Raw genomic sequence first — 26,612 nt, forward strand, 5'->3', positions numbered from 1 at the left:
GCTGAGCACTGAGCTGAGCTGAGCGGACCCGCAGGCCCCGGCCTGCGGGTCCGCTGCTGTCTGCACCTGCCGACGGCCCCGTCGAGCCCCCGACCACCAATCGCCGCCGCACAAGAAGTGAGCCGCCGCCCATGGGCACCCCCGAGCTGATCTCCCCGCGCTCCCCGCGCGTCGCCGCCGCCCGGCGGCTGGCGCGCCGCAACTTCCGGGGCAAGGAACGCCGGTTCATCGCCGAGGGCCCGCAGGCCGTGCGGGAGGCGGTGGCGCACCGGGGCGACGGCGAGCCCACCCTGACCGAGCTGTTCGCGACCCCCGACGCCGCCGAGCGCTACGCCGAGATCGTCGAGGCCGCGCACGCCGCCGGCGCCCGGGTGCACACCGCGGACGCCGAGACCCTCGCCGAGATCTCCCAGACGGTCACCCCGCAGGGCATCGTCGGCGTCTGCCGCTTCCTCGACTCGCCGTTCGAGGAGATCCTCGCGGCCCGCCCCAAGCTGGTGGCCGTGCTCGCGAACGTACGCGACCCCGGCAACGCCGGGACCGTGCTGCGCTGCGCGGACGCCGCGGGCGCCGACGCCGTGGTGCTCACCGACGCCTCCGTGGACCTCTACAACCCCAAGTCCGTACGGGCCTCCGTCGGCTCCCTCTTCCACCTCCCGGTCGCCGTCGGCGTCCCCGTGGAACGGGCCGTACGGGGCCTCTCGGACGCCGGGGTGCGCGTCCTGGCCGCCGACGGCGCGGGCGAACGCGACCTCGACGGGGAGCTGGACGGGGGCGCGATGGGCGGCCCCACCGCCTGGATCTTCGGCAACGAGGCGTGGGGGCTGCCGGAGGAGACCCGCGCGCTCGCGGACGAGGTGGTGCGCGTACCCATCCACGGCCGGGCCGAGAGCCTCAACCTCGCGACGGCGGCCGCCGTTTGCCTCTACGCCTCCGCTCGTGCGCAGCGTGCTTCCGGAGGGTGCCGCTCCGTCACATCCACCTAGTAGGGTTGCCACTCTGGGGGCCGAAAAGGGGGTGCGGCGATGGATGTCAGGACCTCCGGCAGCAGTACGGCCGGCGCCTGCCCGCCCGCCGCCCGCGGCGCTTCCGGCCACCCCGGCGACGGCCTCGGCCCCGACGGCCTCGACCCTGACGGCTTCACCGCCCTCGGGCTGGACCCCGACGACCTCCCCGACGGGCTGGTCGTCGCGGACGAGACCGGCAAGGTCACCTGCTTCAACGCCGCCGCCGCCCGTATCACCGAGCTGCCGCCCGCCGAGGCCATCGGCCGGCCCCTGGAGAGCGCCCTGCCGCTCGAAGACCTCGAAGGCCGCCGCTGGTGGGCGCTGACCGACCCGTACGGCGGCCTGGCCATCCGCGGCGGGCAGCCCGAGCGGAATCTGCTGCTGCCCGGCGGCCGGGAGGTCCTGGTCTCCGCCCGGTACGTACGCGACCGGCCCGCCGGCCCGGTGCGTCGGCTGGTCGTCCAGCTGCGCGGCACCGAGGCGCGCCGCCGCACCGAGCGCAGCCACGCCGAGCTGATCGCCACCGTCGCCCATGAGCTGCGCTCCCCGCTGACCTCCGTCAAGGGGTTCACGGCGACGCTGCTCGCCAAGTGGGAGCGGTTCACCGACGACCAGAAGCGGCTGATGCTGGAGACCGTCGACGCCGACGCCAACCGCGTCACCCGGCTCATCGCCGAGCTGCTGGACATCTCCCGGATCGACTCCGGCCGGCTGGAGGTGCGCAAGCAGCCCGTCGACATCGCCGCCGCCGTGCGCCGGCACGTACAGGCGCACACCACCGCGGGCCAGCGCACCGACCGGTTCCTGATCCGGGTCAGGGAGCCGCTGCCCGCGCTCTGGGCGGACCCCGACAAGATCGACCAGGTCCTCGGCAACCTGCTGGAAAATGCCGTGCGGCACGGTGAGGGAACGGTCACCATAGAGGTGTCACCAGTGATGGTGCGGGCCCACGCGGAGGGCCCCGCCGTGGAGAGGACAGCGGTCACCGTGAGCGATGAGGGCCCCGGCATCCCCGATGAGTCGGTGGGCCGCGTCTTCACCCGCTTCTGGCGCGGCAGCAAGCGCGGCGGGACCGGCCTCGGGCTGTACATCGTCAAGGGCATCGTCGAGGCGCACGGCGGCTCGATCACGGTCGGCCGGGCGCGCGGCGGCGGCGCCGAGTTCCGATTTACCCTGCCCGTCGGCGCCCCGGCCTACCTGGCCTGAGCGGCCCACGGGCTCACCCTCCACCCGCGCCCTTTAGACTCGACCTTTGGCACCTTTGGCATCAATGTCGTCGGGCTAAGCGGCGCACCCGCTCGGCATCCGCAGCACTTGTCAAGAGCCGGGCGAAGCGAAGCGCAGCCAATCGGAAGCACGGGAAGAGATGTCCGCACCCAATAAGTCGTATGACCCGGTCGAGGTCGAGGCCCTGAAACCGGAAGAGATCGAGCGGATGCGCGACGAGGCGGTCGCCGCCATCGCCGCGGCCGCCGACCTCGACGCCCTGCGCGAGGTGAAGGCCGCCCACAGTGGCGACCGCTCGCCGCTCGCCCTCGCCAACCGCGAGATCGGCGCGCTGCCGCCGCAGGCCAAGGCGGACGCGGGCAAGCGGGTCGGCCAGGCCCGCGGCGCCGTGAACAAGGCGTTCGCGGCCCGCCAGGAGGAGCTGGAGGCGGAGCGCGACGCGCGCGTGCTGGTCGAGGAGGCGGTGGACGTCACGCTGCCCCACGACCGCGCCCTCGCCGGCGCCCGGCACCCGATCACGACGTTCTCCGAGCGCATCGAGGACGTCTTCGTCGCCATGGGCTACGAGGTCGCCGAGGGGCCCGAGATCGAGGCCGAGTGGTTCAACTTCGACGCGCTGAACTTCCCGCCGGACCACCCCGCGCGCGAGATGCAGGACACCTTCTTCGTGCGGGACGCCGACGGCGCCCAGGGGACAGCCGTCGCGGGCGAGGAGTCCGGCGTCGTGCTGCGCACGCACACCTCGCCGGTGCAGATCCGCTCGATGATCGACCGCGAGCCGCCCGTCTACGTCATCTGCCCGGGCCGTACGTTCCGCACGGACGAGCTCGACGCCACCCACACCCCGGTCTTCCACCAGGTCGAGCTCCTCGCCATCGACGAGGGCCTGACCATGGCCGACCTCAAGGGCACCCTGGACCACATGGTGCGGGCGCTCTTCGGCCCCGGGACGTCCACCCGGCTGCGCCCGAACTACTTCCCGTTCACCGAGCCGTCCGCCGAGATGGACATGGAGTGCTATGTCTGCCGCGGCGCCTCGGTCGGGGACCCCGACCGCCCCTGCCGTACGTGCGGCAGCGAGGGCTGGATCGAGCTGGGCGGCTGCGGCATGGTCAACCCGCGGGTGCTGATCGCCTGCGGCGTCGACCCGCAGAAGTACAGCGGCTTCGCCTTCGGGTTCGGTATTGAGCGGATGCTGATGTTCCGCCACAGCGTGGAGGACATGCGAGACATGATCGAGGGCGACGTGCGCTTCACCAGGCCGTTCGGGATGGAGATCTGATGCGAGTCCCGCTTTCCTGGCTGCGTGAGTACGTCGACCTGCCGGCCGCCGAGACCGGCCGCGACGTACAGGCCAAGCTCGTCGCCACCGGCCTTGAGGTCGAGACGGTCGAGCAGCTCGGCGCCGGCCTCAAGGGCCCCCTGGTCGTCGGCAAGGTCCTGACCATCGAGGAGCTGGAGGGGTTCAAGAAGCCCATCCGGTTCTGCACGGTCGACGTCGGCACGGCCAACGGCACCGGCGAACCGCAGGAGATCGTCTGCGGCGCCCGCAACTTCGCCGTCGGCGACAAGGTCGTCGTCGTGCTGCCCGGCGCGGTACTGCCCGGCGACTTCAAGATCGCCGCGCGCAAGACGTACGGCAAGGTCTCGCACGGCATGATCTGCTCCGGCGACGAGCTGGGCATGGGCGGCGCCACCGCGACCGACAACGGCGGCATCATCGTGCTGCCCCCCGAGTACGAGGCCGGCACCGACGCCGTCGCGCTGCTCGAACTGGTCGACGAGGTCCTGGACATCGCCGTCACCGCCAACCGCGGCGACTGCCTGTCCATGCGCGGCGTCGCCCGCGAGGCCGCGATCGCCTACGGGCTGCCGCTGCGCGACCCGGCCCTCCTCGACGTGCCGCCGCCCAATTCCTACGGCTACCTCGTCAAGGTCTCGGACCCGGCCGGCTGCGACCGCTTCACCGCGCGCACCGTCACCGGACTCGACCCCGAGGCCCGCTCCCCGATCTGGCTCCAGCGCCGCCTCCAGAAGGCCGGCATGCGCCCGATCTCGCTCGCCGTCGACGTCACCAACTACGTGATGCTCGAACTCGGCCAGCCGCTGCACGCCTACGACCGGTCCCGCCTCGACGGGACGATCGGCGTGCGCCGCGCCCAGCCGGGGGAGAAGCTCACCACCCTCGACGGCGCCCAGCGCGTCCTGGACGCCGAGGACCTCGTCATCACCGACAACCGCGGACCCATCGGGCTCGCGGGCGTCATGGGCGGGGCCGACACCGAGATCGCGGACGTCACCGGCGACCCCGAGACCGGCGAGAGCGGGGGCACCACCGACATCGTGGTGGAGGCCGCGCACTTCGACGCGCTCTCCATCGCCCGTACGGCCCGCCGCCACAAGCTGTCCTCCGAGGCGGCCAAGCGCTTCGAGCGCGGCGTCGACCCGAACGCCGCCTCCGCGGCCGCGCAGCGCACCGTCGACCTGATGGTGCTGCTCGCGGGCGGCACCGCCGAGGCCGGCGTCACCGAGGTCGTCGCGCCCAGCGGGCCCCGCACCATCAGCATCCGCGCGGACCACCCCGACCGGGTGGCCGGCGTCGAGTACGGCCGGGAGACCGTCGTGCGCCGCCTCCAGGAGGTCGGCTGCGACGCGTACGGGCAGGACGAGCTTGTCGTGACCGTGCCCAGCTGGCGGCCCGACCTCAACGACCCGAACGACCTCGCCGAAGAGGTCATCCGGCTGGAGGGCTACGAGAACCTGCCGTCCACGCTCCCGCAGCCGCCCGCCGGCCGCGGGCTGACCGAACGGCAGCGGCTGCACCGCAGGGTCGGCCGCGCGCTGGCCGGCGCCGGCTTCGTCGAGGCGCTCAACTACCCCTTCCTGGGCGAGGACGTCTTCGACCAGTTCGGCCTCGCGGCCGATGACCCGCGCCGCACCGTGGTGCGCCTGGTCAACCCGCTCTCCGAGAGCGAGCCGGCGCTGCGGACCACGCTGCTGCCGGGGCTGCTCACCGCCCTGCGCCGCAACGACGGCCGCGGCGAGCACGACCTCGCGCTCTTCGAGACCGGCCTGGTCTTCCGGCCCACCGGTCACGAGGCGCCCGCGGTCCGGCTGCCCGTCGACCGCCGCCCCACCGACGAGGAGATCGCCGCCCTGAACGCGACGCTGCCCGCGCAGCCGCGCCGGGCCGCCGTCGTACTCGCCGGGGCGCGCGAACAGGCCGGCTGGTGGGGCAAGGGCCGCCCCGCGACCTGGGCGGACGCCGTCGAGGCGGGCCGTACCGTCGCCCGGGAGGCGGGCGTCGAGCTGATCGTCCGCCAGGACCAGCACGCGCCGTTCCACCCGGGCCGCTGCGCCGCGCTGCTCGCCGTGGTGGACGGCGCTGAGGTGCTCGTCGGCAACGCCGGTGAGCTGCACCCCCGGGTGGTCAAGGCGCTCGGCCTGCCCGAGCGCACCTGCGCGATGGAGATCGAGCTGGACCGCCTGGAGCGGGCCGGTACGGGCGCGGTGCGCGCCCCGCACGTCTCCACCTTCCCGGTGGCCACGCAGGACGTCGCGCTGGTCGTCGACGGCGCGGTCGCCGCGGCCGACGTCGAGTCGGCGCTGCGCGCGGGCGCGGGCGAACTCCTCGAATCGCTGCGGCTGTTCGATGTCTTCACCGGCGAGCAGCTCGGCGAGGGCAAGAAGTCCCTGGCCTACGCGCTGCGCTTCCGCGCCGCCGACCGCACCCTGACCGCCGAGGAGGCCACCGCCGCGCGCGACGCGGCCGTCGCCTCGGCGCTCGCGAGCACGGGCGCGGTGCTGCGCGGGGCGTGATGCCGTGACACCGCGCGGCGAAAACGGCCGCGATCGAAGTGAGGGGCGCACCCGGTGGACCGGGTGCGCCCCTCGTGCGTGGGCCGCGCCGCCGCCCGCCGGGGATCGGCGCGCCTGAGCGCCGTGGGTGCGCGCCGCTCTGGTGCGACGACCTGGGAATGGAGCGTTCCGCGCTCGCGAAGCCACTCGTACGCATCACCCGATCGGGTGAGATATATACGCCAAGTGGTCACACGGGCGCGTACGGTCGCAAGAATCGTGCGGGTCATCCTGGCCCACATCGGGCTGATCCATCAGTCGTCCAGGCCCTGCCGTCGAATCCCGTCGCCCGCCCGGAGGGCGGACCCCGTGGCGAACGGCGCGTGCCCCGCGAGGCGGAGGCTCACCCCTGTACCGGGCGTACGGGGGTGGACCCGTCCACGCCGTGGGAGCGCGTGCCGGATGCCGCGGGGCATGCGGGGGCCGATTGAAGGTCCTTGGTCCGGGGCGATCGCATCATTGGCTGCCAGGGGGGCCGACCATGATCGGAAATGGAACGGCGGACGGTGCGCGGCCGCGGGCCGCACACCGGCGACGGCTGTTCGTCCTCGTGCTGCCCGGCCTGTGGGTGCTGGGCGTGCTCGCGTGGGACGTGCTGAGCTCTTCCGGCGCGCAGTCCGTCCAGTTCCTCGCGATCGCCCCGGCGATCGCCTGCGCCGGCTCCGGCCGTCGGCAGTGCGTGGGCCTGGGCGGCGCGTGTGTGCTGTTCGCCCTGGTGCCCCTGGCGCCGCTGGGGTCCGTCGGCGGCGGCGAACTCATCAGCCGGCTGGGCGCCTGCTGCGCGATCCTCGCCATCGTCGGCGCCGGCTATCTGGCCACGGGCCGCCGCCGACGGCTGACCCTGGAACTGGCCCGAGCCCGCGAGGTGGCGGCCACCGCACAGGAAGCGCTGCTGCGCAGCCCTCCGCCGCGGCTCGACGGACTGGCGCTCGCGGCCGGCCATCTCTCCGCCAGCGAGGGGGCGTTGATCGGCGGCGACCTCTACGCGGCGCTCGCCACCCCCTACGGCGTGCGGGTCGTCATGGGAGACGTCCGCGGCCACGGGCTCACCGCGCTCGGCACCGTCGCCGCGATGCTCGGCAGCTTCCGGGAAGCGGCACACTACGAAGCCGAACTGGGCGGTGTGCTGCGCCGGTTGGAGCGCGCCCTGCAACGGCATCTGCGGGAGCGGGCGAGAGCCGAGCATCCGGCGGCCCGCGGCGGCGAGCCGGACCACCCGGTCGCCGAGGAGTTCGTGACCGTACTGCTCCTGGAGGTCCGCCCGGACGGCGAGGTCGCCGCGCTCAACTGCGGGCACCCCTGGCCGTACCGGCTGCACGCCCGCCCGGCCGGAGGCGGCCGCGCCACCGTCGAGACCATGGGGGAGACGATGCCGCCGCTGGGGATGTTCCCGCTCCCCGCCGAACTGCCCGTCGGATACGGCGCGCCGCTGCCGCCCGGCGACGCGCTCGTGCTGCACACCGACGGAGTCGAGGACGCCCGCGACGCGGCGGGCGAGTTCTTCCCCCTCGGCCCCGCCCTCGCCCGCGCCGCGCAGAGCGCGCCCATCGTCCCGGCGGAGGTCATCGCGGGCGTACGGACCGCGCTGCTGCGGCACACCGGGGGACGGCTCTCCGACGACGCCGCCCTCCTCGTGGTCCGCAACGACCGGCAGCGGCTGCCCGCGGGGTCGGCGGTGGTCCCCCTCGCGGGCTCCGGCCGGCGCGGCGGCTGATCCGCACCACCCGCTATCGACCCGCTCCACCCGCTATCGATCCGCACCACCGGCGATCGCCGCGCCACCCGCTATCGACCCGCTCCACCCGCCATCACTGACATATTCCGCCGGAAAAACTTCACACCCCGTGCGAAGACCACTCGATTACGCTGACCTCACCGAGCGGATCGACAGGGCGCGTTGACTCCTCCCCCTCGTGTACGAACGGATCTCGCACCCGGCTGTCGCTGCCCAGCGCGATCGCCGGATCCTGCCACTTCCCGGTGGACGGCGGGGCGCTGCCGCGCCCTCGTGGACCCGGGATACCGCTCACCCCCGGCCCGCGGGGCCGGGACCCCCGAGAGGAGGGCAGGATGGAGCCCAACGCACTGCTCGACGCACTCCTGGACGAGGCGGGGATCTCCCACGCCGGTCTGGCCGCCCATGTCAACGCGGCGGGACGGTCCCGGGGACTGTCGCTGCGCTACGAACACACCGCCGTGGCACGGTGGTTGAAGGGCCAGCGGCCGCGCGGCCAGGTGCCCGACCTGATCTGCGAGGTGCTCGGCGAGCGGCTGCACCGCGCGCTGACCCTCGACGACATCGGGCTCGGCACCCCCGGCGGCCCACGCGCCCCCAGCACCCCGCTCTCCGGATTCGTGGAGCGGGCCACCGCGCTGTGGCGCTCCGACGAACAGCAGCGGCCGCACGTCGTCAGCGCGCCGGCCGTCACCGGCACCCCGGCCGTGATCCCGGTCTGGGAGTGGGAGAACCCGCCCGAGGACTCGGACGTCTCCCGGCACGGACTCACCCGCGTCACCATGGCCGATATCGAGATGCTGCGGGCGGCCCGGGCCCATTACGAACAGATGTACCGCAAGACCGGCGGCGTCGCGACGCGGGCGCGCGTCGTGGGCTTCCTCAACTTCGAGACGGCGCCGCTGCTGCGCGGCAGCTACACCGACGCCACCGGCCGCCAGCTGCACCGGGCGACCGGCGGGCTGGTCGCCGTCGCCGGCATCTGCGCGTACGACTCCGACGCGCACGGACTCGCTCAGCGCTACTTCCACCAGGCGCTGCGGCTCGCCAAGGCCAGCGGGGACCGCGGGCTCGGCGCGTACGTCGTCGCCCTGCTCGTCAATCAGGCTCTGTTCCTGCGTGAGTACCGGCAAGGGGTGGCCTTCGCGGAGTCGGCGCTACGGGCCGTCGGGGCGCACATCACCCCGGCGCTCGCCGCCGACCTGTACGCGATGCAGGCCAAGGCGTACGCCCGGCTCGGCGACGGAGCCGGGGCGCTCGCCTGCATCCGGCGCGCCGAGTCCGCCGCCGAGCGGATCCGCCCCGGCCAGGAGCCCGTCGAGACCGGGTACGTACAGCCCGGCCTGGTCAATGTGCAGGTGGCCGAGGCGCTCCTCAGCCTCGGCGACCTGGAACCCGCCCGCGTCCACGCGGACCAGGCGGTCGACTCCCCGGCCCACGACCGCGGCCGTGTGCACCGGCTCGCCATGCTCACGCACATCGAACTGCGTCAAGGAGACGCGGACAAGGCGGTGGCCACCGCCAGGGAGATGACCGAGCAGGCGCGCGGAATGGAATCACAACGGCTGAGGGACCGGCTGAGGGCGGTGCGCGAGCACCTGATCGAGAGCGGGTGCGCGGCGACGACCGAGGCCGCCGAAATGATCGACGGGGCGCTGCGCGTGCCCCTGTGAGGGCCATGCCGGGCAGGTGGCCACCTGAACGGAAGGTGGCATACACGTGCGTTGGAAGAATCTCAGGGAGCAGACCGTGTACGAGAACCGGTGGTTCCGGGTCAACCTCGCAGACGTCGAACTCCCCGACGGCGCTCACCTCGACCACTATCTGATCCGGCTGCGGCCCGTCGCGGTCGCCACGGTGGTCAACGAGGCCAACGAAGTCCTGTTGCTGTGGCGGCACCGCTTCATCACCGACAACTGGGGCTGGGAACTGGCCGCCGGCGTCGTCGAGGACGGCGAGGGCATAGAGTCCGCGGCGGCGCGCGAGATGGAGGAGGAGACCGGGTGGCGACCGGGCGCGCTGCGGCACCTCATGACGGTGGAGCCGTCCAACGGTCTCACCGACGCCCGGCACCACATCTACTGGACACGGGAGGCCGTCTACACCGGGCAGCCCGAGGACGGCTTCGAATCGGACCGGCGCGAGTGGGTGCCGTTGAAACTGGTACCCGACCTGATCGCGCGTGGTGAGGTCCCGGCCGCCAATATGGCGGCCGCTCTTCTGCTGCTGCACCATATGCGGCTCGGCTGAGAAGCCCCTGGTACGCCGGAGCGAACCGGCGTGCACCGCGCCCCACCCAGGTGAGGCGCACCCCGCGCTCATCGGCCGAGCGCTTGCCACAGGGCGATCGCCAGGGCGGCCAGGCCGGTGAGCGCGGCCAGCGACGGCAGCGGCCAACGGCCGTGCTCCAACGCTCTCACATGCACGTTCACCGTGCTCAGATCCTGCTCGCTCTGGTCGCCGCGCAGGGCGAGGAGCGCCAGTTGTCCATCGATACGGGCGATGCCCACATCGAGGTCTCGACGGATTTCCGCGAGCTCCGCCGACACTACGGCTTGCTCGGGATCGGTGGTCACGGTCCGTACCCCTTCCGGGAGATCATCCGCGGGATTGCCGGCGGACGTGGGAATGCCGGCGAACCGAAGTCAACCGCGCGGCCGGGCGGGGCGGGAGCGTGTGCGGAAGACAGTCGCGGGTCAGCGGCGCGCGCCCCGTGTGAACAAGGGGCGCGCGCCGCTCAAACCACGGATCGCGGAAGGGCGCCTTCCGGAGGCGCGGGGGCGGCCGCTCAGTACGGGTAGAAGCCCGACCCCGTCTTCCGGCCGAGCCGGCCGGCGTCCACCATGCGCTGGAGCAGCGGGGGAGCGGCGTACAGCGGCTCCTTGAACTCCTGGTACATCGAGTCCGCGACCGAGGCGACCGTGTCCAGGCCGATCAGGTCGGAGAGCCGCAGCGGGCCCATGGGGTGCGCGCACCCCAGCTCCATGCCGTTGTCGATGTCCTCGCGGCTGGCGATGCCCGACTCGAACATCCGGATCGCGGAGAGCAGATAGGGGATGAGAAGGGCGTTGACGACGAAGCCCGAGCGGTCCTGCGCCCGGATCGCGTGCTTGCCGAGCACGTCCCCGACGACCGCCTCGGCCCGCTTGATGGTCTCCTCGCCGGTGGTCAGCGCGGGGATCAGCTCGACGAGCTGCTGCACCGGGGCCGGGTTGAAGAAGTGGATGCCGATGACCTGGTCGGGCCGGGAGGTCGCGACGGCCAGCTTCACCAGCGGGATCGAGGAGGTATTGGAGGCCAGGATGGCGTCCGGGCGGGTGACCACCTGGTCGAGCACCTGGAAGATCTCCGTCTTCACCTGCTCGTTCTCGACGACGGCCTCGATGACCAGGTCCCGGTCGGCGAACTCGCCCAGATCGGTGGTGAAGCTCAGCCGGTCCAGCGTCGCGTCGCGCTCTGCCACGGTCATCTTGCCGCGCTCGGCGGCCTTGGAGAGGGAGTTGGACAGCCGGGTGCGGCCGAGCTCCAGGGCCTCGCCGGTGGTCTCCGCGACCACGACCTCCAGGCCCGCCCGGGCGCATACCTCCGCGATGCCGGCGCCCATCTGGCCGCAGCCCACCACTCCGACGCGTGCAATATCGGCCATCGTGTCCGTCACCTCGTGCCCTTCGCTGATCCTCATCGACCGGCCGGCCGCCGCAGGTGCCGACGGACGCCTCCGCGCAGACGTTACCCCGCGCCGCACGGTGCCGACGGGCCCGGGGCGGGCATGCTGTTCCCACACGGTGTGACCCGGCCGGCCCTGAGGGGGCGCCAGATGGGACGTATGACGCGAAGAGGATTCGCGGTGGTCGCGGCCGGTTCCGCGGCCGTGCTGCTCGGCGCCGGGGAGGCGGCGGCGAAGGGCGGCGCCGGTGCGCGCGGCGCGCGGCAGTTCCGCGGCATGTGGCTCGCCACCGTCGCCAACCTCGACTGGCCCTCCCGGCCCGGCCTGAGCGGCGCGGAACAGCGCGCCGAGCTGCTCGCCCTCCTCGACACGGCGGTCCGGCGGCGGCTCAACGCCGTCATCCTCCAGGTGCGGCCCACCGCGGACGCCTTCTGGCCCTCCCCGTACGAACCGTGGTCGCAGTACCTCACGGGCACCCAGGGCCAGGACCCCGGCTGGGACCCGCTGGGCTTCGCGGTCCGCGAGGCGCACGCCCGCGATCTGGAGCTGCACGCCTGGTTCAACCCGTACCGCGTCGCCAACCACACCGACCCGACCCGGCTCGCGGCCGGCCACCCGGCGCGGCTTCACCCGGCCTGGGCGGTGCCCTACGGCGGCAAGCTCTACTACAACCCGGGGCTGCCCGAGGTCCGGCGCTTCGTGGAGGACGCGATGCTGGACGCCGTGGACCGCTATGACATCGACGGCGTCCACTTCGACGACTACTTCTACCCCTACCCGGTCGCCGGCCAGGTCTTCGACGACGACGCCGCGTACGCGCGGTACGGCGCGGGCTTCCCCAACCGGGGCGCGTGGCGGCGCGACAACATCGACCGCCTGGTGCGCGAGACGGGTCAGCGGATCAAGGAGAGCGGCAGCCGCGCGCGGCTGGGCATCAGCCCCTTCGCGGTATGGCGCAACCGCGCCACCGACCCGCTCGGCTCGGACACCCGGGCCGGCGTGCAGACCTACGACGACCTGTGCGCCGACACCCGCAAGTGGGTCCTGGAGGGCTGGATCGACTACATCGTCCCGCAGGTCTACTGGAACCTCGGCTTCGCCGTCGCCGACTACGCCGAGCTCGTGCCCTGGTGGGCCGCGACCGTACGCGGCACCGACGTGCACCTCTACATCGGCGAGGCGCTCTACAAGGCGGGCGACCCGGCGCAGCCCGCCCCCTGGCAGGACCCCGCGGAGCTCTCCCGCCACCTCACCTTCGACCGGCGGTACCCGGAGGTGCGCGGCAATGTCTTCTTCACCGCGCGGGATGTGGTCGCCGATCGGATCGGGGCGATGGCCCGAGTGGTCGCCGACCACTATCCGTACCGGGTGCGGCCACCCCGCTGAGCCGGGGCGGCCCCGGGCCTACGCCAGCGGCTCGTTCGCCCTCCGTACGACCGAGTCGGGCCCCGGCGACATGATCGCCTCGTGCCCGCTCTCGTCACGGACCCGGTAGGGCGGGGAGCCGTCCGGGCCCAGCACCTCGATGATCTCCACGACCCGGTCGTGCTGGCCCACGATCCTGCCGTGCACCAGCAACCGGTCTCCCACACTCGCACGCATCGGCGGCGACCTTCCGTCCGAAGGGATGCGGTCAGTGGCGGCAATTGTACGGCGCGTAGGCGTAGTCGGCAGGAAAACGCCGATGTCGTTCGGCTTTTGGCACGCTGTGTGCACGACGGCGCCGGTCAGCTCTTCGCGCCGGGTCACGAAGGCGCCGCTCAGCTCGTCGTGTGGTGCGTATCCACGAGACCGCTCGGTCTTCAGCACGTCGCGTCACCCGAGACTCCTCGGTTTTCAGCGCGCCGCGTCACCACGAGACCGCTCGCCTTTCGCGCGCTGCGTCACCACGATGCACAGCAGCACGCCGACGGCCGCGATCGGGGCGGCCGACGTCAGATGCTCGTCGAGCAGCAGCACGGACCATACGAGCGTCAGCAGCGGCTGGGCGAGCTGGAGCTGACTGGCCTTGGCGACGCCGATGGCGGCCATGCCCCGGTACCAGACCGTAAGCCCGAAGCAGTGCGAGCCCACCGCCAGCCACACCAGCCCGGCCACCACGTGCCCCGTCAGATGGGCAGGCTCGAAGGACAGCGCGACGGCGGAGCCCGCCAGGCTCACCGGCAGGCACGGGACCAGAGCCCAGCCGATCACTTGCCATCCCGGCATCTCCCGCGCCAGCCGGCCGCCCTCCGCGTAGCCCGCCGCGCAGATCAGCAGGGCCCCGAAGAGATAGAGATCCGCCGTCGAGAAGGCCCCGCCGCTCTGCTGAAGGGCGAACGCGATGACCACGGCCGCCCCGGTCAGCGCCGCGCCCCAGTACGTACGCGAGTGCCGCGTCCCCGTGCGCAGCGCCGAGTACGCGGCCGTGGTCACCGGCAGCAGGCCCACCACCACGGCGGCGTGCGACGACGTGGACGTCTCCAGGGCCAGCGTGGTCAGTATCGGGTAGCCGACGACCACCCCGGCGGCGACGACGAGGAGTCCGCCCCAGTGCCGGCGGGGGGGCGGCGGCACGCGCCGCGCGGCCAGGCAGACGATCGCGATGAGCGAGGTCAGCGCGGTCCGGCAGGCGACCGTGGACCACGGGCCGAGCCCTTCGAGGGACCAGGCGGTGGCGGGAAAGGTGAGGGAGAAGGCGGCCACGCCGAGGGCGGCCAGCAAAGTGCCGCCGCTCACTGCTATCGCAACTGGTCGAGTAGCGCTATCTTGTACTGTCATGCACGAGCGTAACAGCATCGCTGACCTGGCTAGAGTCCTGCGGGATGAACTCAACCGCTATCGCGAAGGTGAGAAGCTGCCGTCCAGCCGGGCGCTGATCGAGCGGTTCCACGTCAGCCCTGTGACCGTCACCCGCGCGCTCGCCGCCCTCGCCGCCGAAGGGCTCGTCGTCACCCGCCCCGGCGCCGGCGCCTACCGGGCCGTCCGGCCGCTCGGCGCCGAGCGGCGCACCGGCGACACCTCCTGGCAGGAGGTGGCCCTCAGCGCCGAGGCCGGTGGCGAGTACGTACCGCGCTCCATCGGCGCCGCCGGGGTGCTGGCCACGCTCGCCGTGCCGCCGCCCGGCGCCATCGAGCTCAACGGCGGCTACCTCCATCCCACCCTCCAGCCCGAGCGCGCCATGGCCGCGGCGCTGGCGCGGGCCGGCCGCCGCCCCGGTGCGTGGGACCGCCCGCCGATCGACGGCGTCGGGGAGCTGCGGGCCTGGTTCGCCCGCGAGATCGGCGGCCCGGCCGGCGCCGTCGCCGCCGCCGACGTGCTCGTCACCGCCGGCGGCCAGAGCGCCCTGACCGTGGCGCTGCGGGCCCTCGCCCCGCCCGGCGCGCCCGTACTCGTGGAGTCCCCGACCTACCCCGGCGTGCTCGCCGCCGCCCGCTCCTGCGGCCAGCGCCCCGTGCCCGTACCGGTCGACGCCCACGGCGTACGGACCGACCTGCTCGCCGCCGCGTTCCGGGCGAGCGGGGCCCGCGTCTTCGTCTGCCAGCCGCTGTTCCAGAACCCGACCGGCACCGTGCTCGCCGAGGAGCGGCGGCGCGAGGTCGTCCAAGTCGCCCGCGCGGCCGGGGCGTTCGTCGTCGAGGACGACTTCGCGCGCCGTCTCGCCCACGAGGGGGCGCCGCCGCTGCCGCCCACGCTCTGCGCGGACGACCCCGACGGCATCGTCGTCCACGTCGCCTCGCTGACCAAGGTCACCTCGCCCAGCATGCGGGTGGGCGCCCTCGTCGCCCGCGGCCCGGCGCTGGAGCGGCTGCGCGAGACCCAGGTCGTGGACAGCTTCTTCGTGCCGCGGCCCTTGCAGGAAGCCGTGCTCGAACTCGTCGGCTCGCCCGCCTGGCCGCGCCATCTGCGCACCGTCGCCGCCCAGTTGCGCGCCCGGCGCGAGGCGCTGCTCACCGCCCTGCACCAGGAGCTGCCGAAGGTGACGGTGGATCATGCACCGTCGGGCGGCTGCTTCTTGTGGCTGCGGCTGCCCGACGGCACGGACGAGAACGCGCTGCTGGCCGCCGCGCTGCGGGCAGGGGTAGCGGTGGCCCCGGGCCGCCCGTACTTCGCCGCCGAGGCGACCGGCGCGTATCTGCGGCTGAGCTTCGCCGCGGCGGCGGGCCCCGGTGAACTGGCGGAGGGCGCGGCCCGGCTCCGTACGGCCTGCGCGGAGGTCCTGGGGTGAGGCGCCCGGCCGGGGGCCCGCTGCCGCAGGGGCCGGGCCGGCAGCGCTCCCGCATTAGGGTGCTTCGATGGGAAACGGGTGGCGGGAGCGGTGGGCGGGGCGGCCGAGACGGGTGCGGTGGACGCTGGCCGCGTACGCGATCGGATTCACCGAGGGCGCCTGCGCGCACCTCGTCGACATCGTGCGCGGCGGCGTCCACGTCTACGCCTCCTTCGGGCCCGTGCCGTTGCAGCTCTTCTTCCTGAGCCTGGTCGTCCTCGACCCGCTGGTCGTGGCCGCGGTGGCGCTCGTACGGGCGTGGGGACCGCCGCTGGCGGGCGCGGTGATGGCGGCGGACGTCGCGGGGAACTGGGTCGTCGACTGGCGCTGGCTGCGCGACGACCCCGCGTGGCTGCTCCGCCCGGTCGGGCTGCTGCCCATCACCCTGTTCGGGCTCTTCGTCGTCTCGACGGCGGTCCCCCTGCGCCGCGCGATCAGCCGGGACCGGCGGCGGGCGCCGGCCGCGCTCATCGAGCAGCCGGGGACCTCGCGATGACGGAGAACTCGGCGCCGAAGGGGTCGGTGATTGTGGCGATCCGCCCGTACGGATTGTCCTGCGGCGCCTCGGAGGCGCCGCCCGCAGCCCGGGCCCGCCGCACCGTGTCATCGGTGTCCGCGACCTCGAAGACGGTCGCCCAGGCGGAGGCCGGGGCGTCAGGGAGGCCGAAGATCCCGCCGATCTCGTGCCCGTCCGGGCGGCGCAGGAACGTGAAGTCCTGCTCCGGAAGGTCCTCGTTGGCGTCGAGCGTGAAGTCGAAGACCGAGGTGTAGAAGGCGCGGGCGGTCTCGGGGTCAGGGGTGACCAGGTCGTTGCGGATGAGCGCGCCGGGCTCGTTGACGACCTGGCAGCCTACGTGCGCGCGGCCCTGCCAGAGCCCGAACCGGGCGCCGGTCGGATCCACTGCCATGGCCATCCGTCCCTGCTCCATGACGTTCGCCGGTCCCTCGGTCAGGGTGCCGCCCGCCGCGGTGACGCGCTCGGCCGTGCCGTCGCAGTCCGCGGTGGCGAAGTACACGTCCCACGCACGGCGGGCGGTGGCCTCGCCGGGCGTCGAGTGGATCGCGGCGACCGGGCGGCCGTGCAGCAGGCACGTGGCGTAGTAGCCGGTCTCCGGCGTTCCGGCCTTGTACTCCCAGCCGAAGAGCGCGCTGTAGAAGTCCAGCGCGCGTCGCAGGTCGGGGACGTTCAGATCTATCCAAGTCGGGGTGCCGTCGGGCTGGTTGGTGGTGACGTGACTCATCGCAGGTCTCCTCCGGTCGAGTGGAGGGCCGACGGTAGCGGCGGAGTAGGACAGCTTCTGTCCTGGATGAGTGGCGGCAGCCGATCGGAAGGTGCTGGACGCGGGGAGCGGCCCGTCGGACGTGGGGAGTGGTCTGTCGGGTGTGGAGGACGGCCCGTCGGACGTGGGGAGTGGTCTGTCGGTGTGGAGAACGGCCCGTCGGACGTGGAGAACGCCCCGCGCTCGTCCAACAGCCGAGCGCGGGGCGTCCATTACTGCGTTACTGCGTCACCTGGTGCGGATGGTTCACATTGACCGCATGGTTCATGTGGTTCATGAAATGCGTATGGTCATCCAGCGGTGTCAGGCCAGGAAATTCTGCTTGAGATGTGCGTAGAGATCGGCCGAAGAGCCCGCCAACACCTCGTCGGAGACCTCCACCTCGGCCAGTTGCTGCCCGGCTCCCGCCACGAGCCCCACCTGCTCCGGTGCGGCCTCGCCCTCGCTCGCGCTCGGCTGCTGCGCGGTGCCCAGTACGTTGCCCGCTTCGTCGAGCAGTACCTGAATCTTCGCCATGGTCACACGCTCCCGCCACGCCAGTTGAACGAGACGGTCAGGGGGCCGGCGTTGCGGACCCTGGCCCGGTAGGAGAGGTGGGCGCCCACGAGCACCTCGCCGATCTCAAAGGTGTACAACAACCCGTTGGGGTTCAGCGGGTGTGCCTGGATCAATTGCGGGCCGACGTCGCCATTGCCGCCCCAGTCGAAAGTCCATTCCTGAGTGGCCCCTGGTGCGATGGTGCCACCTCCGGCAGTCCATGCCATGTGATTCTCCTTGTGCGTCGAGCTTTGACCGGAAATCCCGCCCGCGATGCGGATCGGGAAAGCAAGCCTCACCGCTGAGTCAAGGGTAAGCAAGAGGAATACGGAACTCAGCGGATTTATCCCCAAGAAGTCACACACCCCGCGTGGTCGATATCGAGAATTCGTCTCATCCGGATACGCCCATCAAAGGGGAGTGCGCTGTCGCCGCAGGCGCAGGGTGCTGGGTGGTGGGCGGACCAGCGAATCGTACTGGCGTCCTACCCCCGCCTGGAAGGGGGACAGTGCACGGATTTACCCTCCGTCCGCCCTCCATCCGCCCGGCGGACGGAGAACGGACGGAGAGCGGATGGAGGGCGGACGGAGGGCGTAGAAACTCGGGCCTCGGGCCGTCTCTGCCGCGCTTTTTGTGTGTACGCGGACGGGGGGGAGTGCGGGCAGGGGTAGAATTGTCATGTCCCCTTTCCGTCTGGCCCGTCTGGCGTGAGAATCCGGAATGGGAATCGGAACGAGCGCCCGAACGAGGACAATCCACCTGCCACGAGAAAAGCCGGCCGGATGCGGGAACAGGAAGAACAAAAAGCCCTCCGGCGATTCCCGTATTTCCGGCCCGCCCGCCCGTACTGCCCGTACTGCCCCGGGCCCGTCAGCCTTCCAGTCGCGCCGGATCGATCAGCCGCAGCCGCTCGGGGTCGGCGAGGATATCGATTTCCACGACCTTCCCCCGAGCGACCGTGAAGCCCAGGACCGCCACCGCCCGCCCGTCCAGCACCGAGACGATCCCCGCGGCACCGTTGACGAGCGCGGGCAGCGGGTGCAGCGAGGCGGTCCGCCGGAACATGAGGGCCCGGCCGGCCACCGCCCGCGCGCCCCGGACCTCCACGGAGCCGCCCGCCGCGGCACCGGCCCCGGCATCGGCGCGGAGCACGACCTCCGGGTCGAGCACCGCCACGAGCGCGTCGAAGTCGCCGCGCTGAGCGGCGGCGAGGAACGCGTCGACGACCTCGCGCTGACGGGCGAGATCGGGGTCGGGGACCGTCTCCGTGCCCCGCACCCGGCGGCGCGCCCGGCTGGCGAGCTGCCGCGCCGCGGCCGGGGTGCGCCCGACCATCGGGGCGATCTCGTCGAACGGCACGGCGAACATGTCGTGCAGGACGAAGGCGAGCCGTTCGGAAGGGGTCAGCGTTTCGAGTACGACCAGCAGCGCGAGTCCGACGGAATCGGCCAGCAGCGCCTGGTGTTCGGGGTCGGTCCCGGCCGGGCCGCTGACCACCGGGTCGGGCACCCGCACATCCAGCGGCCGCTCGCCCCGCGAGGCGCGCGTGCGCAGCATGTCCAGGCACACCCGGCCGACGACGGTCGTCAGCCACCCGCCGAGGTTCAGCACGCCGCTGGTGTCGGAGCGGTGCAGCCGCAGCCAGGTCTCCTGCACGGCGTCGTCCGCCTCGGCCAGCGAGCCGAGCATCCGGTACGCCACCGCTCGCAGCTGACCGCGGTGCGTCTCGAAGCGGTCTGCCAGAAAGTCGTTCTCGTCCATCAGTCACATTCTCCTGTCGCGATCCGTCAGCACTGTGACGGACACATCCCGGCGGATGTGACGGACCACCGCGATCAGATGACCGCGATCAGACGACCGAGACCAGACGACCGTGATCAGAGGAGAACGATGATGCAGGCACGTATGAAGAACCCCGTGACGCTCATTCCCGAAGCGCTCCCCGCCGTGCTCGACGTGGCCAAGGCCGCGAAGCAGGGCGGAGTGCCGGAGGCGACGCTCGAACTGGTGCATCTGCGCGTGAGCCAGATCAACGGATGCAGCTACTGCGTCGACGGGGGCGCTCGCAACGCCAAGAAGGCGGGCGTCAGCGACGAACGGCTCTTCGCGCTGGCCGCCTGGCACGACGCGCCCTACTACTCCGACGCCGAACGCGCCGCCCTGGCCCTCGCCGAGGCCGTCACCCGGCTCAACGACCGTACGGACCCGGTGTCCGACGAGATCTGGAACGAGGCCGCGCGCCACCACGACGAGAAGCAACTGGCGGGCCTGATCCTGTGGATCGGCCTGACCAATCTCTTCAACCGGATCAACGCCGCCACCAAGCAGCCCGCGGGCGCGGGCTGGTAGCCGCGCGCGGGGGGCCGGCCCGGACGGGGGGCGGTCCGGCCCCCGTCCGGGTTGTGGAAGCGGCAGGGGGCCGGGCGTCAGGGAGCGGGGGTGAAGACGAGCGACGCGTTGTGCCCGCCGAAACCGAAGGAGTTGGCGAGCGCCGCCGTGACCGCTCCCCGGCGCGGCCCGCCCGCGACGACGTCGAGGTCGACAGCCGGGTCCGGGGCGTCGAGGTTCAGCGTCGCGGGGATGACACCGTCGCGGACCGCGAGGATCGCGGCCAGCGCGCCGAGCGCTCCGGCGGCTCCGAAGAGATGCCCCGTCATCGACTTGACCGCGGTGACGGCCGGGTGGACACCGATGGCCTCCGTGATCGATTGGGCCTCGACCAGATCGCCCTTGGGCGTCGAGGTCGCGTGCGCCTGGACGTGGTCGATGTAGAGCGGCGACAGCCCGGCCGAGGCCACGGCCCGGCGCATGGCGCGGATCTGCCCTTCCGGGTGCGCGGCCGTGATGTGGTGGGCGTCCGAGGTGACGCCGGTCCCGGCCAGTACCGCGTGCGGCCGGGCCCCGCGCGCGGCCGCGAACCCGGCGCGTTCGAGGACGACCACGACGCCGCCCTCGCCGATCACGAAACCGTCCCGGTCGGCGTCGAATGGCCTGGACGCCCGCTCAGGCGCGTCGTTGCGGGTCGAGTGGGCCTTGGCCTGGGCGAACCCGGCCAGCGGGAGCGGGTGCACACAGGCTTCGGCGCCGCCCGCCACGACCACGTCGGCCCGGCCCAGGCGGATCAGATCCATGCCCATGGAGATGGCCTCGGCCCCGGACGCGCAGGCGCTGACCGGGGTGTGCGCGCCGCCGCGCGCCCCGAGGTCGATGCTGACCCAGGCGGCGGGCCCGTTCGCCATCAGCATCGGAACGGTATGCGGGGACACCCGCCGCACACCGCGGGTTTCGAGGATGTCGTCCTGGCCGAGCATGGTGAGGGCGCCCCCGGTGCCCGTACCGATCACGACGGCCAGCCGCTCCGGATCGACGCCGGGCGTTCCCGCGTCGGCCCACGCCTCGCGGGCGGCGACGAGCGCGATCTGCTCGCAGCGGTCCATGCGGCGGGCCTGCACCCGGTCCAGTGCCTCGCTCGGCTCGGCCTTCAGCCTGCCGGCTATCCGTACGGGCAGTTCGGCCGCCCACTCCTCCTCGATGGCGCGGATGCCGGACTGCCCGGCGAGCATCGCGGCCCAGGTCGACGCGGCGTCCCCGCCGAGCGGTGTGGTGGCTCCGAGTCCGGTGACCACCACGCCTTCGGTGTCGGCGCCCGTCATGGTGCTCGCGTCGGTGCTCACGCTCTTGTCGTTCCTTGCTTCGGCACGCACTGCACAACCCCCTTTGTAGTGGAGACACAACTCCCCGCACGGACGGCCGTCCGGGGGGATGGGCTCGCTGGCCACTCTGTCAGGGCTGTTCTGGCCGAATCGATACTGTGATCCACGGAGTCCGGTGCCCGTGGATTATAGGGTTCCAACAATTCCTGATGCTGTCGCCGCACCGACCGGGCCGCCGGTGACCAGCGCCGTTCACCCGGGGGCGGTGCTCACTTGGCGGTGGTCCGTACCCGTACGTGCATCCGCTCGCCCTGCACCCCGAACAGGGCGAGGAACTCGGTGGGCTGGTCTGCCGCGTTGGCGAAGCCGTGAGGGGTGCGGGTGTCGAACTCGGCCGCCTCGCCCGCGGAGAGGGTCAGGTCGTGCTCGCCCAGGGCGAGCCGCAGACGGCCGGAGAGGACGTAGACCCACTCGTACCCCTCGTGCGCGGCCTGCTCAAGCCGCTCGTCGCGCCGATCGGCGTCGGCGACGGGGAGGATCTGCTTGTAGGCGTGCAGCCCCCCGATATGCCGGGTCAGGGGGACCCAGGTCTTGCCGTGCCGCGTGAACGGCCGAGGGTGGATGCGCGGATCGCCGGTCGGGGGTGCGCCGACCAGTTCGTCGAGGGGAAGGCCGTACGCCTTGGCCAGCGGCAGCAGCAACTTCAGCGTCGGCTCGCGGTGGCCGGATTCCAGCCGGGAGAGCGTGCTAAGGGAGATCCCGGTCTCCTCGCCGAGCTGGGCCAGGGTGATGCCGCGCGACTTCCGCAGCGACCGCAGCCGTGGTCCGACAGCGGTCAGCACCTGGGAGAAATCGTCGTCGCTCATACGCTTATGTGCCATACCGGCAGAGACTTCTGTCAAGTCTCCGCCGATGGACGCACCGTCCTCCGCCGGTGTACGCCCCGTTCTCCGCCGATGTACGCCCCGTCGATCCGGAACGGAGCCGCGCGCGTTCGGTGAGCGGCCGGCGCGGGGCTTCAGCCGCCCCTGGCCTGCCGCGGACTTCCCCGCTTCCTCGGAGGGTCCGGCCTCCATCGCCCTCGCGGCGGGGGAGTGGGACGTACGCATCGGTGACGCCTGCGGGCGCCGGGAGGCCGGCCCGGACGGCGAGAACCCGCGCGAGCGCGGCCCGCCGAACGGGCCGAACGGGCTGGACCGGCTGGATCGGCCTACCCCTGGGCGGTGGGGCGGACGACGATGTCGCCCACATCCACGCCGTCCGGCTGCTCGATGGCGAAGGCGATGGCGCGGGCCACCGCGTCCGGCGGCAGGGCGATCTCCATCAACTTGCCGGCCTGGGACTTCACCGCCGGATCCATACGGTCCGTGAAGTCCGTACGGGCGGCGCCGGGCGAGACGACGGTCACGCGCAGACTGTCACCGGCCTCCTGGCGCAGGCCCTCGGAGATGGTGCGCACGGCGTTCTTCGTGCCGGCGTACACCGACTGGAGCGGCACGATGCGCAGCCCGGAGGTGGACACGGTGTTGACGAAGTGTCCGAAACCCTGCTCCCGGAAGACGGGGAGGGCCGCGGCGATCCCGTACAGGACCCCTTTGAGGTTGACGTCGATCATCTCCTCCCAGTCCTCGACGCGCAGGTCGTCCAGAGGGGAGATCAAGCCGACCCCGGCATTGCTGACGAGGGTGTCGAGCTTGCCGTACCGGTCGCGCGCCAGCTCGACGAGTCCGGAGAGGTCCTCCTTCCGCGTCACGTCCGTACGGACCCAGGCCGCGTCGCCGCCGGCCTTCTCGATGCGGGCGGCCAGGGCCTCAAGCCGCTCCGGGCGGCGTGCTCCCAGGACGACCTTCGCGCCGCGCTCGGCGAGCAGCAGTGCGGTCGCTTCACCGATGCCGCTGCTGGCGCCCGTGATCGCCACGACTTTGCCTTCGATTCCCGACATGATCGACAGTCCTTCCGAGGGGTGAGCGCAGGCCAGGGGGGCCCTGCCTTAAAGTGGAGGCGCCGCCACTTGGTTCAGATTAAGTGGAGGTGCCTCCACTTAGCAAGCGGGGAGACAGAGAAGGGAGCCGCTGATGGCCCGAGACGCAGGACGCCCGCTGAGGGCTGACGCGCAGCGCAACCGGGACAAGATCCTGGCCGCCGCGGTGCGCGTCTTCACAGAGGAGGGACTCGGCGCGCACTTCGAGCGCATCGCCAAGGAAGCGGGTGTGGGAACCGGCACTCTCTACCGCAACTTCCCGACCCGGGACGCCCTCGTCGAGGCGGCCTACCGCAACGAAGTGGCCCGGCTCTGCGACGCCGTCCCCGGCCTCCTCGCGGCGATGCCGCCGCGCGAAGCACTGCGCGAGTGGATGTACCGCTTCATCGACTACGCCGCCGCCAAACTCGGCATGGCCGACGCGCTGCGGGCCGTCGTCGCCTCGGGAGCCAACCCCTACGCCGACAGCCGCGACATGATCCAGTCGGCTCTCCGGTCCCTCACGGAGGCGGGCGCCGCCGCCGGCACGATCCGGTCCGACATCCGCCCGACCGACCTGTACGCGGCCCTCGCCGGCATCGCCCTCACCTCGGCCGAACCCGAGCAGCGGGAGCAGGCCGAACGCCTCATCGGCATCACGCTGCGCGGACTGGACCCCGCACCGCCACCGCTCCCCGAAGGCTGAGGGCCGGTGCCGCCTCCCTGGTCGGACCAGCCCGCGGCGCCCGGTAGCCCTGCCGGGAACTGAGGCCGCAGCCCTGCCGGAACCGCCGCGCACCGGCCGTACGTCGGCGGGCCGCCGGCCGGTGCGCGGCGTCAGGCCCTCAACTCGGGGAGATCGGCGCAGTCGAGGCGCAGCGCGTGATCGTGAACTCGCGGCCGCGCACGTCACGGCGCTCCGACTACCTGCGGCGCGAGACCGACTCGCTGGACGCCGACTTCCTCTTGGTGCTGCGGGCGCTCGCGGCCGGACTCACCGACGCCGCGGGGGCGCGCCGCGTCGGCATGTCCGTACGGACCTACCGCAGGCGGGTCGCGGAGCTGATGTCCGCGCTGGAGGCCGACTCGCGGTTCCGGGCGGGCGTCAACGCGAGCCGCCTCGGTCTCGCGGGCGGGCTGGGGCCCTGAACAGTCGTCAGCAGGCTGAGGCCGTCAGAAGGTCCGTCAGAAGGTCGTCGGAAGGCCGGAGTCGTTAGGAGGTGTCAGGAGGCGTCGGAATCAGGCTTCCGCCCCCACGCCGAGATCATCGGGGACGTCGCCAGATCCAGGCCGCCCGCCGCGATGTTGGCGAGGTGCGTGTCGATCTCCGTCTCCGTAGCGAGGCCCTTGGCCACCAGTTGGTCGCGGACCTGCCGCACCGTGGCCGTCTCCAGGGCCGCGCAGGCCGGGCCCGTAACGGGGAAGTACGCGTCCGCCCGTACGTCGGTCAGTCCGGCCTCGCGCAGCAGGCGCGGCAGGCGGCGGCCGTAGGAGAGATCAGCGCCGCGCTCGGCGAGGAGCTCGCGGAAGCGGTGCCGGAGCTTGTTGGCCAGGCGCTGCCGCGGGCCGGACTCGTCGGGGCAGATGAGGGGCTGGAGCGCCGGGTCGGCGTCCTCCAGCAGCAGCCACCCGCCGGGCCGCAGGGCGCTCGTCATCGCGCGCAGGGCGCGGTCGCGGTCGGCGACGTGGACGAGGACCAGGCGGGCGTGGACGAGGTCGAAGGGCCCGGCCGGAGGCGCGTCGGCGGCGACGTCGTGCTGCCGGAGCTCGACCTGCGGCGCGGCTGCCGCCGCCGTCCACGACGTGTCGATGTCCGTCGCGAGGACGTACCCGGTGGCGCCCACGCGCTCGGCGAGGCCGCGCACCACCGAGGACCCGCCGGCGCCCACCTCCCAGCAGCGCCATCCCTCCGCGACCCCCAGGTCGTCGATGTGCCGGAAGGTGGAGGGGTCGAAGAGGGCGCCGAGCGCGTCGAAACGCTCGCCCGCTTCGGACTGCCGGTTGTCCAGGAGGTAGCCGTCGTCGGCACGCTGGTTCATGCCCCGATCATGCCTGGCCGCGCGGGCCCGGTAGCGGTCGTCTCCGTCGCGCGGTTCCGTAGCCGGCCCGGCTCCGGCCCGGCCCGGTTCCGGCCCGGCTCCGGCCCGTCCCGTCCGGCTCACGGCGCCGGTGGGCTCTTCGGCGAGTCGGCCGGGCTGGTCCTCGGGGACGAGGGCGGGGGAGCGGCTGGCCTTGCCGGGAAGCAACTGGCTGAGCGCCGTAATTGGCCAGGCCGGCCGACTACAGCGCTCAGCGGGGGTGCTGGGCGGAGCGGCCACCGCAGGCGAGCCGCCGCCCCGATTCCCGGTCAGCGGGCGGCGAGGAGTTCGAGCGTATCGATCACGCGGTTCGAGAAGCCCCACTCGTTGTCGTACCAGGCGACCACCTTGACGTGGCGGCCGTCGACGCGGGTGAGAGCCGAGTCGAAGATCGACGAGGCCGGGTTGCCCGTGATGTCGGACGACACGAGCGGGTCGTCCGAGTATTCGAGTACGCCCGCGAGCGGTCCCTGCGCCGCGGTGCGGTACGCCGCCAGCACGTCCTCGCGCGTCACGTCGCGAGCGACGGTCGTATTGAGTTCGACGATCGACCCTACCGGCACCGGTACGCGGATCGAGTCGCCCGACAGCTTGCCGTCGAGGTTCGGCAGCACGAGGCCGATCGCCTTGGCGGCGCCTGTCGTGGTCGGCACGATGTTGACAGCGGCCGCGCGGGCGCGGCGGGCGTCGCGGTGCGGGCCGTCCTGCAGGTTCTGCTCCTGCGTGTAGGCGTGCACCGTCGTCATGAAGCCGTGCTCGATGCCGGCGAGGCCGTCGAGCACCGCGGCCAGTGGCGCGAGCGCGTTGGTCGTGCACGAGGCGTTCGAGACGATCGTGTGCGCGGCCGGGTCGTACGCGTCGGTGTTGACCCCGAACGCGAGGGTGACATCGGCGCCGTCCGCCGGCGCGCTGATCAGTACCCTTTTCGCGCCCGCGTCGAGGTGGGCGCGGGCGGCCGTGGCCGACGTGAAACGGCCGGTCGCCTCCAGCACGATGTCGACGCCGAGCTGGGCCCACGGCAGTTGCGCCGGTTCGCGCTCGGCGAGCACGGTGATGCGGCGGCCGTCGACGACGAGGGCGTCCCCGTCGGCGGTCACCGGGCGGCCGAGCCGGCCCGCCGTCGTGTCGTAGGCGAGCAGCCGCGCGAGGGTGGCGGGCTCCGTGAGGTCGTTGACGGCGACGACCTCCAGGTCGCTGTCGCGTTCGAGCAGCGCGCGCAGCACATTGCGTCCGATGCGGCCGAATCCGTTGATGGCGATGCGAGTCATGAGTGGTGTCCCTTCGGGTTCGCCATCAGGTTCTCGCGCGGCGTCCGCCGGTGACAGCGGCGTGATCGCCATGGTCCGAAAGGATCGCGCCACATG

26 protein-coding genes are annotated in these 26,612 nt (G+C 72.7%); 13 read left to right on the forward strand and 13 right to left on the reverse strand.

Annotation, left to right across the window (positions count from 1 at the left end; translation table 11 throughout):
* The first annotated feature begins 131 nt into the window (after positions 1–131).
* The 7 genes from AC07AB_RS36535 to AC07AB_RS36565 all read left to right on the forward strand — a co-directional run bounded on the left by AC07AB_RS36535 (position 132) and on the right by AC07AB_RS36565 (position 10,077).
* Positions 132–986, forward strand: coding sequence for a TrmH family RNA methyltransferase (locus AC07AB_RS36535; RefSeq protein WP_478576247.1), 855 nt, complete (start codon positions 132–134; stop codon positions 984–986).
* A gap of 39 nt (positions 987–1,025) precedes the next feature.
* Positions 1,026–2,213 (forward strand): sensor histidine kinase, encoded by a 1,188-nt coding sequence (locus AC07AB_RS36540; RefSeq protein WP_478576249.1) that lies wholly within the window; start codon positions 1,026–1,028, stop codon positions 2,211–2,213.
* Between the two features lie 160 nt (positions 2,214–2,373).
* Positions 2,374–3,516, forward strand: coding sequence for a phenylalanine--tRNA ligase subunit alpha (gene pheS / locus AC07AB_RS36545; protein ID WP_478576251.1), 1,143 nt, complete (start codon positions 2,374–2,376; stop codon positions 3,514–3,516).
* Positions 3,516–6,053: a phenylalanine--tRNA ligase subunit beta gene (gene pheT, locus AC07AB_RS36550; protein ID WP_478576253.1), complete on the forward strand. Its 2,538-nt coding sequence runs from the start codon at positions 3,516–3,518 to the stop codon at positions 6,051–6,053. The genes pheS and pheT overlap by 1 nt, the downstream gene beginning before the upstream one ends.
* 520 nt (positions 6,054–6,573) lie before the next feature.
* Positions 6,574–7,806, forward strand: a complete 1,233-nt coding sequence (locus AC07AB_RS36555; RefSeq protein ID WP_478576255.1) for a PP2C family protein-serine/threonine phosphatase — start codon at positions 6,574–6,576, stop codon at positions 7,804–7,806.
* Between the two features lie 356 nt (positions 7,807–8,162).
* Entirely contained in the window at positions 8,163–9,500 is a 1,338-nt protein-coding gene (locus tag AC07AB_RS36560) for a tetratricopeptide repeat protein (protein WP_478576257.1), read from the forward strand.
* 46 nt (positions 9,501–9,546) lie between these two features.
* On the forward strand, positions 9,547–10,077 hold the full coding sequence (locus AC07AB_RS36565) for an NUDIX hydrolase (protein ID WP_478576258.1): 531 nt from the start codon (positions 9,547–9,549) through the stop codon (positions 10,075–10,077).
* Positions 10,078–10,145: 68 nt separating this feature from the next.
* Here the strand turns inward: AC07AB_RS36565 and AC07AB_RS36570 are convergent, their stop codons facing one another.
* Together AC07AB_RS36570 and AC07AB_RS36575 are read right to left on the reverse strand one after the other, a co-directional pair.
* The gene (locus tag AC07AB_RS36570) at positions 10,146–10,403 is read right to left on the reverse strand and encodes a hypothetical protein (RefSeq protein WP_478576260.1); all 258 of its coding nucleotides are present in this window, start codon (positions 10,401–10,403) and stop codon (positions 10,146–10,148) included.
* Between the two features lie 212 nt (positions 10,404–10,615).
* Entirely contained in the window at positions 10,616–11,473 is an 858-nt protein-coding gene (locus AC07AB_RS36575) for a 3-hydroxybutyryl-CoA dehydrogenase (protein WP_478576262.1), read from the reverse strand.
* Between the two features lie 171 nt (positions 11,474–11,644).
* On the opposite strand from AC07AB_RS36575, the gene AC07AB_RS36580 reads away from it, so the two are divergent.
* Positions 11,645–12,880, forward strand: a complete 1,236-nt coding sequence (locus AC07AB_RS36580) for a glycoside hydrolase family 10-like protein (RefSeq protein ID WP_478576264.1) — start codon at positions 11,645–11,647, stop codon at positions 12,878–12,880.
* A gap of 18 nt (positions 12,881–12,898) precedes the next feature.
* Here the strand turns inward: AC07AB_RS36580 and AC07AB_RS36585 are convergent, their stop codons facing one another.
* Positions 12,899–13,096 carry a DUF1918 domain-containing protein gene (locus AC07AB_RS36585; protein WP_478576266.1) on the reverse strand — a complete coding sequence of 66 codons (198 nt, stop codon included), beginning with the start codon at positions 13,094–13,096 and terminating at the stop codon, positions 12,899–12,901.
* A gap of 234 nt (positions 13,097–13,330) precedes the next feature.
* The gene (locus tag AC07AB_RS36590; RefSeq protein WP_478576268.1) at positions 13,331–14,254 is read right to left on the reverse strand and encodes a DMT family transporter; all 924 of its coding nucleotides are present in this window, start codon (positions 14,252–14,254) and stop codon (positions 13,331–13,333) included.
* Between AC07AB_RS36590 and AC07AB_RS36595 the strand changes: the two genes are divergently transcribed.
* Entirely contained in the window at positions 14,253–15,701 is a 1,449-nt protein-coding gene (locus tag AC07AB_RS36595; protein ID WP_478576270.1) for an aminotransferase-like domain-containing protein, read from the forward strand. The two genes, AC07AB_RS36590 and AC07AB_RS36595, sit on opposite strands and share 2 nt — an antisense overlap.
* A 67-nt stretch (positions 15,702–15,768) precedes the next feature.
* The gene (locus tag AC07AB_RS36600; RefSeq protein WP_478576271.1) at positions 15,769–16,236 is read left to right on the forward strand and encodes a hypothetical protein; all 468 of its coding nucleotides are present in this window, start codon (positions 15,769–15,771) and stop codon (positions 16,234–16,236) included.
* Here AC07AB_RS36600 and AC07AB_RS36605 read toward each other — a convergent pair.
* The 4 genes from AC07AB_RS36605 to AC07AB_RS36620 form a co-directional block, all read right to left on the reverse strand.
* Positions 16,208–16,981, reverse strand: a complete 774-nt coding sequence (locus AC07AB_RS36605; protein ID WP_478576272.1) for a VOC family protein — start codon at positions 16,979–16,981, stop codon at positions 16,208–16,210. The two genes, AC07AB_RS36600 and AC07AB_RS36605, sit on opposite strands and share 29 nt — an antisense overlap.
* 342 nt (positions 16,982–17,323) lie before the next feature.
* Complete coding sequence (locus tag AC07AB_RS36610; protein ID WP_478576273.1) at positions 17,324–17,536, reverse strand: hypothetical protein; 213 nt, start codon at positions 17,534–17,536, stop codon at positions 17,324–17,326.
* Between the two features lie 2 nt (positions 17,537–17,538).
* On the reverse strand, positions 17,539–17,784 hold the full coding sequence (locus AC07AB_RS36615; protein ID WP_478576275.1) for a hypothetical protein: 246 nt from the start codon (positions 17,782–17,784) through the stop codon (positions 17,539–17,541).
* A gap of 643 nt (positions 17,785–18,427) precedes the next feature.
* A complete protein-coding gene (locus tag AC07AB_RS36620) occupies positions 18,428–19,318 on the reverse strand; it encodes a sigma-70 family RNA polymerase sigma factor (RefSeq protein WP_478576277.1) in 891 nt (296 codons plus the stop codon).
* A 132-nt stretch (positions 19,319–19,450) separates the two neighbouring features.
* On the opposite strand from AC07AB_RS36620, the gene AC07AB_RS36625 reads away from it, so the two are divergent.
* Positions 19,451–19,906, forward strand: coding sequence for a carboxymuconolactone decarboxylase family protein (locus tag AC07AB_RS36625; protein ID WP_478576279.1), 456 nt, complete (start codon positions 19,451–19,453; stop codon positions 19,904–19,906).
* A 77-nt stretch (positions 19,907–19,983) separates the two neighbouring features.
* Here AC07AB_RS36625 and AC07AB_RS36630 read toward each other — a convergent pair whose 3' ends face one another.
* The 3 genes from AC07AB_RS36630 to AC07AB_RS36640 form a co-directional block, all read right to left on the reverse strand.
* Positions 19,984–21,210 carry a beta-ketoacyl-[acyl-carrier-protein] synthase family protein gene (locus tag AC07AB_RS36630; RefSeq protein ID WP_478576319.1) on the reverse strand — a complete coding sequence of 409 codons (1,227 nt, stop codon included), beginning with the start codon at positions 21,208–21,210 and terminating at the stop codon, positions 19,984–19,986.
* Positions 21,211–21,479: 269 nt separating this feature from the next.
* The gene (locus tag AC07AB_RS36635; protein WP_478576280.1) at positions 21,480–22,076 is read right to left on the reverse strand and encodes a helix-turn-helix domain-containing protein; all 597 of its coding nucleotides are present in this window, start codon (positions 22,074–22,076) and stop codon (positions 21,480–21,482) included.
* A gap of 344 nt (positions 22,077–22,420) precedes the next feature.
* Complete coding sequence (locus AC07AB_RS36640) at positions 22,421–23,152, reverse strand: SDR family oxidoreductase (protein ID WP_478576282.1); 732 nt, start codon at positions 23,150–23,152, stop codon at positions 22,421–22,423.
* Between the two features lie 133 nt (positions 23,153–23,285).
* Here AC07AB_RS36640 and AC07AB_RS36645 point away from each other — a divergent pair, with 133 nt between their 5' ends.
* Positions 23,286–23,876, forward strand: coding sequence for a TetR/AcrR family transcriptional regulator (locus AC07AB_RS36645; protein ID WP_478576284.1), 591 nt, complete (start codon positions 23,286–23,288; stop codon positions 23,874–23,876).
* 176 nt (positions 23,877–24,052) lie between these two features.
* Complete coding sequence (locus tag AC07AB_RS36650; RefSeq protein WP_478576285.1) at positions 24,053–24,319, forward strand: helix-turn-helix domain-containing protein; 267 nt, start codon at positions 24,053–24,055, stop codon at positions 24,317–24,319.
* A 74-nt stretch (positions 24,320–24,393) separates the two neighbouring features.
* On the opposite strand, the gene AC07AB_RS36655 is transcribed toward AC07AB_RS36650, so the two are convergent.
* Complete coding sequence (locus tag AC07AB_RS36655) at positions 24,394–25,209, reverse strand: methyltransferase domain-containing protein (RefSeq protein ID WP_478576286.1); 816 nt, start codon at positions 25,207–25,209, stop codon at positions 24,394–24,396.
* Positions 25,210–25,517: 308 nt separating this feature from the next.
* The gene (gene gap / locus AC07AB_RS36660; protein WP_478576288.1) at positions 25,518–26,516 is read right to left on the reverse strand and encodes a type I glyceraldehyde-3-phosphate dehydrogenase; all 999 of its coding nucleotides are present in this window, start codon (positions 26,514–26,516) and stop codon (positions 25,518–25,520) included.
* Positions 26,517–26,612 lie beyond the last annotated feature (96 nt).

This window comes from Streptomyces sp. NPDC044033 (genome assembly GCF_056434425.1).